Here is a 12,976-nt window from a genome sequence, read left to right on the forward strand (position 1 = left end):
GATGTTTTTGATAAACTATCAAAGAATTTATAATTTCCCAATTCCTTTTGAAAGCTATGTTATGTTATAAGTTAAAAGGAGGGAAAACATGCTGTTAGCAATGTATCAAAAGAAAGAAATGACAGTGTTATTAAAGGAACATGGGAAGTACTGTATTGTGAAAAAACCTGTGTTATCTTTGCTAGAGGAAGCTTGTCTGTTTTATGGCAGTACGCTGCAAGGACGTACAATAGCCGCGAAAAAAATTTTACAGATTCACCAAAAGGTTCCCATTTTAGTGTCAGAGAAAAAGGAAACCCTCTGGTTTCCGACTGTTTCCGCTACGCGGGATGACTGTATCTGGATTCATGCCAATGAGGTAGTATCTTATCATGCAAAAGGGAAAAGGACACAGGTGATTTTTCGCAGTAAGGATGAAATAGAACTAGCGATTGCCTATCGGACAATACAAAGACAAATGCGACGATGTGAGCAATTGCGAATGTATCTTCGTGCTCATGAGTGAACACATCTTCCATGCGCAAATACGAAGATATCTGTTATAATAATAGACGTAAAAAAAGGATGATGAATATGGAAATCTTATTTGGTATCTTATTAGGTGCTTTTTTGATCTTATGTATCGCTTTTTTTCTCTTTCGCCAATCACCGAAAGAAACTTTGCGTGTTAAAGAAGTGCTAATGGAAAATGAAAAGCATCAGCAAGAAGCACTGTTTCAGATGCAACAATCGATGCAGCAACAAATGCAACGTCTTCAGTTATCCATGCAAAGAGAGCTTGCCCAATGGAAGGAGGCAACTAGCGAACATTTGTATGTTATGGAAAAGCATGTGAATACGACGGTGCAACATGGCTATGAGAATACAAGTAAAGTATTTTCGCAGGTGATGGAACAGATGGGGAAGCTGGATGAAGGGCAGCGAAATTTAAAAGAGCTATCGTTATCAATCAACGATATTCAACGTGTTTTAACGGATAAAAAGACACGTGGTATTTTTGGTGAAATAGAACTATATTCATTGCTTGAAACAGCAATGGGAGTGAATACATCACGCTATGCAAAACAGTATAAATTAAGCAATGGAGCAATTGCAGATGCTGTTTTGTTTGGCAAAGAACCACTGCACATGATTTGTATTGATTCAAAATTTCCTTTAGAAAACTACAATCGTATCATGTCAGCACAGACGAAGGAAGAACAGCAGAAGTATCATACTATATTTGTCAATGATGTGAAAAAACACATTAAAGCAATTGCACAAAAATATATTTTGCCACAAGAAACGGCGGATTTTGCGTATTTGTTTCTTCCTGCTGAAGCTGTTTTTGCGTATTTATATGCACAATGTGATGAGGTTGTGAACTATTCTTATCAGGAAAAGGTGTATATGGTATCTCCTACCACACTGATGGCATACATCACGGCAATCAAAGCAATTTATTTAGGTGTCGAACGCAATGAGAATCTGGCACAAATGCAAAAAGAACTACAGAAATTAGAGATGGAGTTTGAACGTTTTGCAAAGCGTTATCAGAATGTGCAAAGTGATTTTGATAAGTGTTATCAGGATATGCGCTTGTTGTCTATCACAGCAAATAAGTTGCATATGCGTTTTCAAGAAATACAGGCAGTAGAGTTAACAAAAAAGGATACAGCGTAAATACACTTTTATCTATATCATGATAAAGAAGATTGAAAGCTATTTATGAAGCATAGCATTTCAATCTCCTTTTTTTCTGCGTTATGATGAAGCACAACTCATAATATCACAATTACAATCATGCATGTTTACTTTTCAATCTTAATGTTGTAATCACGGATCCAGCAATCAATCTGATAAAGATAGGCAAGTAATTGTGGACCACTCATTAATTGTCCATACCATGGCAGTTGAAAAGAAGCCCCTTTCGTAGCTATCAATTCTTTTAGATGCGCATCGTCTAAAAGCTCATGTAAAGCAGAAGTAGAGTCTTTATAACGTTCCATCAGCATCTTTGCGACAATATCAGCATATTGCGGATTATGTGTTTTCGGGAAAGGATTCTTTTTGCGCCAACATACTTCTTCAGGTAATTCATTTGCAAAGGCTTTTCGCAAGATGCCTTTTTCCTGCCCATGATAGAATTTCATCTGCCAAGGGATATTATATACGTATTCAAGCAAGGCGACATTTGCAAAAGGAGCACGAATCGTTAAGTTGGCACGATCACCTTCGCATACTTGACGTGTGACAAGAGTCTGCATGAACCATTTTAAACAAAGTTGTGTGTGGCGACGAGCACGTCGATCATCTTCACTGTCAGTATCCAGGTATCGGATATCACGAATACTATCTTCATATTGTTGTTGTATATAAGCCTCATAACCCAATTGTTTTATATCATCCTTTAACAGTTCTATGCGCTGTGGGGTAGAACGTAACCAAGGAAAGGTTGGCAAATCTTTTAATTCATCACGATAAAACCAAGGATAACCGCCAAAAATTTCATCACTGCATTCTCCGCTTAGAATGACAGCTTCCTTTTGGGCAACCTGCTGACACAGCCAAAGCAATGAAGCATCCACATCCGCCATGCCGGGATGATTTCTGGCTAACATACTTTCTTCTAGGGTATCTGCTAATGTTTGTTGTTTGAGCATCAGCCAATGATGTGTACAAGGATAGCGTTCTAGCATTTGATTGATAAAGGCGTTGTCCATGGAAACCTGATACATGTTGCTTTTAAAATTTTTTGCATTTCCTTCATAATCCAAAGAATACGTATGCCATTCTTTCTCTTTTGCACAAACAGCTGTAATAATACTACTATCTAAACCACCAGATAAAAAAGATGCCTTACAATGATGCATTTGTTGTTGTATAGAATGACATAAGAGATCATGCACTTTTAACGTAGTCGTTTCCATATCATCATGATGCTCGATGGTGGGTAGCTTATAGTATGTCTTAACTTTGATATCCCCATTATGGATGCGTAAAAATGAACCCATGGGCAATGAAGCAACATTGGCAAATAATGTTTTATCCATTGATAAGCTCGGACCAAAGGAAAATAGCTCTAAAATACCGTGACTATTCAAGATACGCGGTTGTTGACTGGCTTCTAGCAAAGCATCTATACGATTGGATAGCCAGATGGTATCGTTTGTCTTACTATAAAATAACGGAGATAATCCTAAGGGGTCTTTTGCGGCAAAAACATCTTTGCCACTACTGATAACAAAGGAATAGGCTCCTTCTAATTCCAACATGGCATCTTCGCCCCAACGTTGATAAGCAAAAAAGACAATATCTTCCAGACGCTCCTGCAGAGGATAGGCTTCCTTTAATAATTGATAGATACTTTGCGCATTATATATTTCTCCTTGAACGATTACTTCATAAGCTTTATTTTGATATAAGATGAGTTTAGCCGCATCACTATGCGTATGTTGCTGTATCTTCATGACATAAGATTTCATGATATCCTTCCTTTCATCTTAGTGTATGTCATTTTCTCAAAAAGTAGTATGAAATGTTTGTAATTGCATGAAAGCATAACAAAAAAGATAACGCAAATGTAAGAATTTTCGATGATGGGAAGAGTAAAAATTATCATTTCGACAAAGTCTTGCATCCATGTAAAAAGATAGTATAATAAGCGTGGTAAAGAGTAGGGAGCAGGAGTTTATATGAGTATACAAACAAAATATAAAGATTTGGTCACGATTGGCTGTGTGATCATCGGTTCATTACTTTGTGCTGTTAATATTAATACATTCATCAGCGCAGGAGGATTATTTCCAGGTGGCTTTACCGGCTTGACTGTTTTGATACAGCGAAGTTTTGAAAAATATGCAGGCATCAGCGTATCATATTCCCTTGTCAATTTCACCTTGAATGCTATACCCGCCTATATTGGCTATAAAACCGTTGGGAAAAAGTTCACGTTTTATTCATGTGTCATGATCATCCTTACCGGTGTATTCGTTGAAATTTTACCAACGACGAATATCACGGAGGATATTTTGCTTATTACGATATTTGGTGGAATTTTACAGGGAGTAGCATTAGGAATTGCGCTTCGTGGTAATGCCAGCAGTGGGGGAACGGATTTTATTGCAATGTGGATATCACAAAAGACGCATCAGCCAGCATGGAATTATATCCTGGGTATGAATGCTGTGATGCTGATTGTTGCAGGGTATTTATTTGGATGGGATAAAGCATTATATTCCATCATATTCCAATTCTGCTCAACGCAGATTATAAATACGGTACACAAGCGTTATAAAAAAATGACCGTTTTTATCGTAACCAGTGATCCGGATATCGTTATTGAGGAAATTCAGAACACCACGCATCATGGCGTGACACGTTTTGAAGGAATCGGTACATACTATGGACAACCGCGTACGATGTTATATACTGTCGTTGATAGTATGGAGGTAAAGGGTTTGGTAAATCGTATCCGTGAAATTGATCGTACCAGTTTTGTCAATGTAACAAAAACGGAATACGTCGAAGGAAAATTCTATCAGACACCAATTGAATAAAAACAAAGAATTTCAAAATTATGGTCTTTATGCCAACTTGGAATTCTTTTTTCGTTATTTATATAAGCACTTTGTAGTATTTCGATTTCCAAACGCGATATCTTCGCTTCATGTGTTAACTTACTCGTGACATGTAGAAAAGCAGCAGAGGAAATCGTTATCTGTTTCATAGTGTAAAAAGTTCCTTAAAACAAGTAAGAAAGCCTAAAAGAAAGAGCCTATTTCATGAATTGTGATGTAAATGTGATTTAAAATATAAAAAGACTTCTGTTATTAATAAATATGTATTATAATATAAGAACATGAAGACACTAGATAAAGTGAGGTTGCTATGAAGAAAAAACATTACATTGTCAGTATGATGGCTGTTATCTTTTTATACCTTCTGGGAATTGGCAATTTTCATGGTGCCTTACAAGCAAATAATCAAAAAACGCAACATGCGAGTACTAAGATAATTAAAATAGGCTTTCCTATTCAAGAAGGCTTAAGTATGAAAGATGAAAAAGGAAATTATACAGGCTATATGTATGATTACTTAAAAGAACTTTCTCAATATACCGGATGGGAATATGAATTTATTGAAAGTAAAAGCGATGATGTAGACACACAAATATCAGAATTGCTAGATAAATTAAACAAGGGTGAAATTGATATGCTTGGCAGTATGCGTCGTAGTGATGAACTTGCAAAGCTGTATGATTATCCGACCGAAAGTTATGGCTACGCTTATAATGTATTAGCTGTGAATAAAGATAATGACTGGCTAGATTCCTATACGCTAGCAAATGGCAAAGAGATTACCATTGCTTTACAGAAAAAGGCAGAAATTAGAAATGGCCAATTAAAAGAATATGTAAAAACCAATGGCCTAAAAGTGAACTATAAGTATTATAACAACGGTACTGCGCAGATGGAAGCTGTAAAGAAAGGGGAAGCAGATGCTTTATTAAGTGTGGATATCGCCTTAGCCAGTGATTTTCGGGTTATTGCACGTTTTTCACCGGACCCTATGTATTTTGCAGTAGCCAAGGGGAAAACAAAGATTGTCCATGATTTAAATAAAGGAATGGAAGAGCTAAATGAAATAAACCCAACGTTAAAGCAAACACTCTATACGAAATATTTTGAAGAAAAACTGGATCATGTTATTCTGACGCAGCAGGAAAAGGATTACATTAGAAAGGCAAAAACGTTTCATGTGATGATTATGAGCAATCAAGCTCCTGTTCAATATGTTAAAGGTAATAAGGCAACGGGAACGGCGATTGATATACTAGAAGACATCAAGGAAGAAACCGGGTTGCAGTTCTCATATGAGTTTGTAGACAACTATCATGAATATGAAGAACGTATGTTGCATCATGAAATTGATATCTTGGCCTCAATCAATTATGATTATTCCTTAAACTATATAAACACGATGAGCGTGACGAACGCGTATTTAAAGGCACCATTGCAGATTGTTTTACAAAAGAATACAGATTTAAATGCTTTAGACAATAAAAAATTGGCGATACGCAAAGAATTATCTTCAATCTTAAAAAGCCGCATTGATCCACACAATGTTATCTATGCGAACTCTACACAAGACTGTTTAAAAGCTGTTCATGATGGGGAAGCAGATTATATGATTGATTCTTCTTATGCCATCAGCTACTATATGAATCAGCTGGGATATCGATCTATGATCAGTGTTGCCGATGTAAAAGGAGATATGTTAAATTATAGCTTTGGTGTAGTGGATGGAAATGATCATATGCTAGTCGGTATTTTGAATAAATGCATACGCAATTTGAAAGAAGAAGATATTAATACCTATATATATCAGCATTCACTAGATAAAGCGACCTTTACTTTGCGGGATTATATTCAGCAGCATATTATTGAAAGCATGGTGATAACGCTGTTGATCATCATTTGTATTGTTGCTGTTTTCAGTTATTTTTATCATCGCCAATTGAAAATGAAACGCCAGATTGAAGTAGAAAACAATCGCTATCGGATGCTAAGCAAGATCACACAAGAGATAATTTTTGAATATGACTATGAAAAAGATATTTTAAAGCTAGGGGATAAGCATAATTTCTTAGCTGAAACAAATGAAATTGAGAATTACGCAAAAGATATTTCATCAGACAAGAAAAAGGATGAATCTTCTTTATTCCAATGCATTATGGAAATGAAAGACACGGATCGTGAAGTTTTGATACAGTTAGCTAACAAGGAAGTGCGTTGGTTTCATGTCGTAATGAAGGTGGTTTATGACATGGATAGACCGGTGTATGCCATCGGTCGTGCTGTTGATATTCAAGAAGAAAAAACAGAACGTGAAAATCTGGAAAAAAAGAGTATGATGGATGCGCTGACTTCTGTTTATAATACAGCAGCTTTTAAAAAGAAAATACAATTGGAATTAGTGCGTGATAAAGGCATGTATGCGTTTGGTGTTTTAGATATTGATTATTTTAAAGAGGTCAATGATGAATTTGGTCATTTCATAGGAGATCAAGTGTTGATCCATTGCGCAGATGTCATGCAGAAAGCATTTGGGGAAAAGGCATTGATAGGAAGATTAGGTGGCGATGAATTTGCTGTTTTCCTGATGGCACCACAAGATGAAAATGCGGTAGCGAGTGGTTGTGCAAGATTACAAAAAGCTCTGCAGACGACAATCGAAGGACTGCCCAATATCACCTTGAGTATGGGCTTTGTTATGACGAAGGATGTTTGTGATTATAACATTCTGTATCAAAAAGCAGATAAGGTTTTATATGAGGTGAAAGCAGCCGGAAGAAATGCATATTTCATAAAATCATAAATTAGATTGCTGAGTTTATGCTATGGAAGAAGATTAAAAAGAAAAGATTTCATTGATGGTGAAATCTTTTTTATCATGTGACACATGGGATAGAATTAGGTGGTGAAAAGACCACTGTAGGGACGTTAATAAAACCTTGAAGAAAAGAGATCGAGTATCGTTACTAGACCAGTAGCAATGAAAGCATAGTTTTGTATGAATTCAACCGTCGTATACGTTTTTACGTACGATGATGTAAGAGGTCGAAAACTTGATCGTTTTCGATTGTTGTTCTTATCTATGAGAATAGGATGCGTAAGGGGGTTTTCATAAAGTATTTTTGCCAATTTGTATGATAGGTGACATAGTATAATAAACTGCTTAAGGCGAAGCCTAAGATAACATCAATAAAACTATGTTGTTTTAATACCATGGTAGAAATACAAATGAATACGCTTATTATAAGGCAAGCACTTTTCACAAGAAAAGGATGCTGAAACAGATGGCTGCGACAGACGACAAAACAGATTGCTATCGTGCTTGCGACATGGATGGAAGGACAAACATTGGTCGGTGTATCTATTTGTTGTAGTAATCGTGCGATGTCTGCTAACCAATTTGTATGTGTGATATTTACACGTAAATCTAATCCATTGGGTAAAATCATATAAATAAACAGACAAATGCTCATACCGGTAAACATCATAAAACAAAGCTCAAGAAATTCTTTTCGTGAATGAAAAAGAAAATAACCAAGCGATATTGCTAATAAAGGAAACCAGGTAAAATAAGGAATGACGAAGCTTTCATGAAAAGGAATCATATCATCGATAAAACAGTGAATATAATATTTCGGAACGACAAAAGTTTCTAAGAGTTCAAAGATTATCAGATATGGAATAAAATAAAAAAGGGCATAGGAATAAGGATGATCATGTAGCCAACTTTTGATGGATCGCATCATGAAATACCTCCTTCGTAATGTGTTTATTATATAAAAATTTATCTAAGATTACAATACACTAAAATAGATCATAGGTCATTTGTTTTTACGATTTTGTTTTTCAATTTGTCAATTCATGTTAAAATATTTCATAGAGAATATAAGAAAGGAATGTATGAAATGCTTTGGTTGTGGATCGGATGTGGCATAATGATGATATTGTTGGTAGCTGCCTATTGTTTAGGTAGATATTTTTTCCAACGGGCATTTGATGCAAAGAGTGATAAATCTGATATTATCCAAAATGCTTCACATAGGAAAAAGAAACCAGAAGATCTATGGTTTGAGCAAGAAGTTTCACATATTGATGTACAAATCAAAAGTCATGATGATTTAACGTTACAAGGAACAATCATCAGAAATCACAAAACAAAATGGGTCGTTTTGGTGCATGGATATATGGGGTGCAAAAAAGATCTTATACCGGCAGCGAAACGCTTTTATGATATGGGATGTTCCGTGTTATTGATTGATTTGCGTGGGCATGGGAAAAGTGAAGGAACTGTCATTGGTTTTGGAGCATTGGATCATTTAGATATTCACGCATGGTGCAAATACTTAACACAGCAATATCACGCTACCGATATTGCTTTATATGGTGTAAGTATGGGAGCTGCCAGTGTCATGATGTGTGCTGATGAAACCAATGGATGTGTTAAAGTCATCATCGAAGATTGTGGTTTTACTTCTTTACGCGAACAGTTAACCCATCAATTAAGAAAAATGTTGCCTCACGTACCGCCTTGTATACCGCTTTTTTGTTTATCTTTATGTTTAAGAGCAAAAGCCGGTTATACATTAAAACAGGCATGTCCTATGGATCATGTGGCACAGGCAAAGGTTCCTATGCTGTTTCTGCATGGCGAACGTGATAATTTTATTCCCATTACGATGATGGAACAATTAGCAAAAAGTTGTCCTACTTTGCATCATGTTGTACGTTTACCAAAGGGAAGACATGCCAATAGTTCTTTATTAGAACCACATCTTTATTGGGAAGAGGTAGTATCATTTTTAAATAAGATTCAATTTCTTCCATAGCATAAAAGCTTTTTATGAGGGCTTACTTGTCTTTAACTTGCATCATCCAAGTAACTCATAAAAAGCTTTTAATTTTTAATTACTTCTTCTATTGTTTGAATCATTGCCTGCATCTGTGATGTTAGCCACTTATTACGATGATAAAACACCTGTTGCCATACCTGAAGATGATAATCGTGTGGCGTCAGTATTTTTAAAACACCTTTCTGTAATTCCTCTTCTACACTAAAGCGGGGAAGAAAGGAGATTGCGAGGCCTTGTTTTACCATATCTACAAGAAAGGCAGTATTGCCGATTTCTAAAAATGGTTTTACGGTTAGTCCCATTCGGGCAGCCTGTTGCTGCAAAGCATAGCGATAACTGGCATCTTGTTCCGTAAGCATTAATTTTTCTGATAAGATATCAGCTAAGGTTATTGTTTTCTTTTGACATAAGGGATGATCGTAACGGGCAACAAATAAAACATCAGATGGATATTCTAAAACTTTGATCCATGCCCCATCTTGCAGCTGTTGATCCATTAAATATACCAAATCAACCTGATTATGATTCATATAATCCAGTAATTGATCGATCGAAGCTGTTTCAATACGTAAGGAAACACCGGGATAGTGTTCATGAAACAATTTACAGATGACAGGAAATATAGAAGAGCAAATACTCTCTATCATTCCTATACGTAATGTTCCGGTGAGCTGTGTTTGCGTTTTCATGGCGTTGCAGGCAGCATCTTTTGCTTGCAAGATTTCATTGGCATGGAGCAGAAATAATTCTCCTTGGGCTGTTAAAGATACGTGACGAGGAAAACGTTCAAATAAATGGGTTTGCAATTCTTCTTCCAGTTGTTGTATCTGAATTGTTATCGCTGCTTGTGTGTAGCCTAGAGCTTGCGCTGCTTTTGAAAAGCTTTCTAATTGTGCGGCTGTTACAAAGGTCTTAAGATGCTTGAATTCCATATGTCCTCCATAAAAAATATTTAATTGAAGTATAAAATATATAAATTATTACTATATGTAAAGACATGATATACTAAGTATATAGGAAAGTCAACAAGGAGTAGGGATATGCGAAAAGAAGACAGTATGTATCAAAAATATATTAATATTCTAAAAACAGAATTGGTACCGGCCATGGGATGTACAGAGCCAATAGCAATCGCTTATGCGGCAGCACTTGCCCAAAAAACTTTACAGGAAGATGTGAAACATGTTGAAATATATGCAAGTGGCAATATCATCAAAAATGTTAAAAGTGTAACAGTACCAAATACCAATGGACGAAAGGGCATCTTAGCGGCAGCAGCCATCGGTATTTGCGCCGGAGATCCAGATAAAAAATTACAGGTAATTTCTAAGGTCAAAACAGAGGATATTCAAAAAATGGAAAAATTTCTGGATACTGTAGATATGCAGCTTCATCGTATCCAGAGTGGCTGTGCTTTGGAACTTATTGTAAAGGTATTTAGCGAGGAACATCATGCACTTGTACATATACGTAATACACATGCGAATGTTGTTCTCATCAAACATGATGAAGCAATTATTTATCAAAAAGAAGATGAACTGCAACAAGAAACCGGTTATTCTTTACAGATGAAACAAATCTATGATTTCGCAATGTCAGTTGATGTTAAAGATGTAGAAGAAATCTTAGAACGTCAAATTGCGTATAATGAGGCTATTGCCAATGAAGGTTTGCGGGGGAATTATGGGGCAGGTATTGGAAATGTATTATTACATACATATGGAACTGCGGTAGAGGTTAAAGCTAGAGCAATGGCGGCAGCTGGCAGTGATGCGCGTATGAGTGGCTGTGAACTTCCGGTCATCATCAATTCAGGGAGTGGAAATCAGGGAATGACTGCTTCTTTACCTGTTTTGGTTTATGCTAAGGAATTGCATAGCTCACATGAACAATTGATGCGTGCCTTGATCATAAGTAATCTGACAACGCTTTATCAAAAACAATTTATTGGGCGTTTATCGGCTTATTGCGGTGCTGTCAGTGCCGGAGCTGGTGCTGGAGCTGGTATTACATATTTACGTGGTGGTGATTATGAGCATATTTGTCATACGATCGTAAATGCTTTGGCAATTACGAGTGGAATGCTTTGTGATGGAGCTAAACCAAGCTGTGCTGCGAAGATAGCTTCAGCAGTAGATGCCGGAATCCTAGGGTATGCAATGTATAAAGAAGGAAAACAATTTTATCGCGGAGAGGGCATTGTGGGTGACTCTATCGAAAAGACCATGGAAGGCATCGGTCAACTAGCACGCGATGGCATGAAAGAATGCGATGATGAAATTATCCGTTTGATGATTCAATCCATATCATAGGGCATATTACATACTACATTAGACGATCATAAGCACGATGGTATATGGGATACATATATTATTTTCTATGTGCTAAAGATTTCATAAAGGAAAAGTCTTTTAAAAATAAGGAACACGGATTAAAGCCAGCAGGGTACTTATATTATAGAGACTTTTCTTTTCTATAACTTATCTTTTATCTGATTCTTTTGTTATGGCTTTTTGCGCTTTTAGTTCCTGAATATTAATATCGGGAGTGACTATCGTATAAATACCACACAGAATGGTGTTGGTATAAAAGGTGATAACTCGCCATAACAACATCATAGCAGCTGCATTGACTTTACCAACGATAGGAGTAAAGATGAGTGCAAATGTTGTTTCTGCTACACCGTGTTTGCCGTAGATTGGCAAGGAAGATAAAATGAGATCGACAAAGAAAGAGGCACTGAAAAACAAGGGGATATCATATAGACTGACTTCTATATGCAAGGCAATTGCGATTAAGATAGGCAGCGAATGGCGTAGTATTAAACGTAATGTATTTACTAGATGGATGCGCAATAGCAGTTTTCGATCTTGTACATATAAAATATTCACTGCTTGTAAAGATTTGCAAAATCGTTCCAGTTTTATTTCGATTGAAGCAGTCGTAACATGAAGGTTTAGCTTTTTCATAAACCAGAGCAATATCTGTATGAGAAGATGCTGCAAAAAGGGCCAAAAGAAAAGCAGCGATACAGCTATGAGCGGTATAAAACCAATCAGAAAACCGATAAAGGCAAAGGGGATTTCTTTCATAAACTGATTCACCAAAAAATCATAATTGATAGCGATGGCGAATGCAGCAAGTAATAAATAAGATATCTGATAAAGCAGCTGATCCATGACCAAGATAGAGCAAGCAACATCTGCTTTAAGTTTTTTCATCTTGAACATGACCATTTGTGCTGCTTTAGCAAACGCAGAGGCACTGACATTCATCAGAAACAAAGAAACAAGACCATTAGAAATGCCATTGTATAAACGATAATCATCTTGTGCTTTATGTCCTAACATACCAATGATGACACCGCCTAATATGCAAGTAATAAAACTTACCGTGATCAGTAAGAGTGAATGGTAGAAATCGAGGTTTTGCAGTAATTGTAAAATATCTTGCAAATCATCTTTTAAAGTAAGATACAACATGCTGATGACAAATAGAGTCAAGATCAGAATTTTTATAACTTGCTGATGTTTCTTCATAGTACTTCCTCTTTTTTCATTAGGATACACC

10 protein-coding genes are annotated in these 12,976 nt (G+C 36.3%); 6 read left to right on the forward strand and 4 right to left on the reverse strand.

Annotated elements, in window-relative coordinates:
* Positions 1-88 precede the first annotated feature (88 nt).
* Positions 89-505 carry a competence protein ComK gene (locus EDD61_RS09600; protein ID WP_008688807.1) on the forward strand — a complete coding sequence of 139 codons (417 nt, stop codon included), beginning with the start codon at positions 89-91 and terminating at the stop codon, positions 503-505.
* 68 nt (positions 506-573) lie between these two features.
* Complete coding sequence (locus tag EDD61_RS09605; protein WP_132225164.1) at positions 574-1,662, forward strand: DNA recombination protein RmuC; 1,089 nt, start codon at positions 574-576, stop codon at positions 1,660-1,662.
* Between the two features lie 128 nt (positions 1,663-1,790).
* On the opposite strand, the gene EDD61_RS09610 is transcribed toward EDD61_RS09605, so the two are convergent.
* Positions 1,791-3,464, reverse strand: a complete 1,674-nt coding sequence (locus EDD61_RS09610; RefSeq protein ID WP_132225166.1) for an asparagine synthetase B family protein — start codon at positions 3,462-3,464, stop codon at positions 1,791-1,793.
* A 210-nt stretch (positions 3,465-3,674) separates the two neighbouring features.
* Between EDD61_RS09610 and EDD61_RS09615 the strand changes: the two genes are divergently transcribed.
* Entirely contained in the window at positions 3,675-4,538 is an 864-nt protein-coding gene (locus tag EDD61_RS09615; RefSeq protein WP_008688802.1) for a YitT family protein, read from the forward strand.
* Between the two features lie 331 nt (positions 4,539-4,869).
* Positions 4,870-7,359, forward strand: a complete 2,490-nt coding sequence (locus tag EDD61_RS09620) for a transporter substrate-binding domain-containing diguanylate cyclase (protein ID WP_132225168.1) — start codon at positions 4,870-4,872, stop codon at positions 7,357-7,359.
* A gap of 277 nt (positions 7,360-7,636) precedes the next feature.
* Here EDD61_RS09620 and EDD61_RS09625 read toward each other — a convergent pair whose 3' ends face one another.
* Positions 7,637-8,302 (reverse strand): phosphatase PAP2 family protein, encoded by a 666-nt coding sequence (locus EDD61_RS09625; protein WP_132225170.1) that lies wholly within the window; start codon positions 8,300-8,302, stop codon positions 7,637-7,639.
* 159 nt (positions 8,303-8,461) lie between these two features.
* Here EDD61_RS09625 and EDD61_RS09630 point away from each other — a divergent pair, with 159 nt between their 5' ends.
* A complete protein-coding gene (locus EDD61_RS09630) occupies positions 8,462-9,382 on the forward strand; it encodes an alpha/beta hydrolase (RefSeq protein WP_132225172.1) in 921 nt (306 codons plus the stop codon).
* Between the two features lie 68 nt (positions 9,383-9,450).
* On the opposite strand, the gene EDD61_RS09635 is transcribed toward EDD61_RS09630, so the two are convergent.
* Complete coding sequence (locus EDD61_RS09635; protein ID WP_132225174.1) at positions 9,451-10,338, reverse strand: LysR family transcriptional regulator; 888 nt, start codon at positions 10,336-10,338, stop codon at positions 9,451-9,453.
* 108 nt (positions 10,339-10,446) lie between these two features.
* Here EDD61_RS09635 and EDD61_RS09640 point away from each other — a divergent pair, with 108 nt between their 5' ends.
* Positions 10,447-11,718 carry an L-cysteine desulfidase family protein gene (locus tag EDD61_RS09640; protein WP_132225176.1) on the forward strand — a complete coding sequence of 424 codons (1,272 nt, stop codon included), beginning with the start codon at positions 10,447-10,449 and terminating at the stop codon, positions 11,716-11,718.
* Between the two features lie 168 nt (positions 11,719-11,886).
* Here EDD61_RS09640 and EDD61_RS09645 read toward each other — a convergent pair whose 3' ends face one another.
* Positions 11,887-12,945: a lysylphosphatidylglycerol synthase transmembrane domain-containing protein gene (locus EDD61_RS09645; protein WP_132225178.1), complete on the reverse strand. Its 1,059-nt coding sequence runs from the start codon at positions 12,943-12,945 to the stop codon at positions 11,887-11,889.
* Positions 12,946-12,976: the final 31 nt, after the last annotated feature.

The sequence above is a fragment of the Longicatena caecimuris genome (assembly GCF_004341945.1).
GTDB classification, from domain to species: Bacteria; Bacillota_I; Bacilli_A; order Erysipelotrichales; family Erysipelotrichaceae; genus Longicatena; species Longicatena caecimuris.

What these genes read in the sequence shown, in the direction of transcription:
- EDD61_RS09640 (WP_132225176.1), top strand. Translation starts at nt 10,447, where the DNA reads ATGCGAAAAGAAGACAGTATGTATCAAAAATATATTAATATTCTAAAA.
- EDD61_RS09635 (WP_132225174.1), bottom strand. Translation starts at nt 10,338, where the DNA reads ATGGAATTCAAGCATCTTAAGACCTTTGTAACAGCCGCACAATTAGAA.
- EDD61_RS09600 (WP_008688807.1), top strand. Translation starts at nt 89, where the DNA reads ATGCTGTTAGCAATGTATCAAAAGAAAGAAATGACAGTGTTATTAAAG.
- EDD61_RS09615 (WP_008688802.1), top strand. Translation starts at nt 3,675, where the DNA reads ATGAGTATACAAACAAAATATAAAGATTTGGTCACGATTGGCTGTGTG.
- EDD61_RS09610 (WP_132225166.1), bottom strand. Translation starts at nt 3,464, where the DNA reads ATGAAATCTTATGTCATGAAGATACAGCAACATACGCATAGTGATGCG.
- EDD61_RS09630 (WP_132225172.1), top strand. Translation starts at nt 8,462, where the DNA reads ATGCTTTGGTTGTGGATCGGATGTGGCATAATGATGATATTGTTGGTA.
- EDD61_RS09645 (WP_132225178.1), bottom strand. Translation starts at nt 12,945, where the DNA reads ATGAAGAAACATCAGCAAGTTATAAAAATTCTGATCTTGACTCTATTT.
- EDD61_RS09605 (WP_132225164.1), top strand. Translation starts at nt 574, where the DNA reads ATGGAAATCTTATTTGGTATCTTATTAGGTGCTTTTTTGATCTTATGT.
- EDD61_RS09620 (WP_132225168.1), top strand. Translation starts at nt 4,870, where the DNA reads ATGAAGAAAAAACATTACATTGTCAGTATGATGGCTGTTATCTTTTTA.
- EDD61_RS09625 (WP_132225170.1), bottom strand. Translation starts at nt 8,302, where the DNA reads ATGATGCGATCCATCAAAAGTTGGCTACATGATCATCCTTATTCCTAT.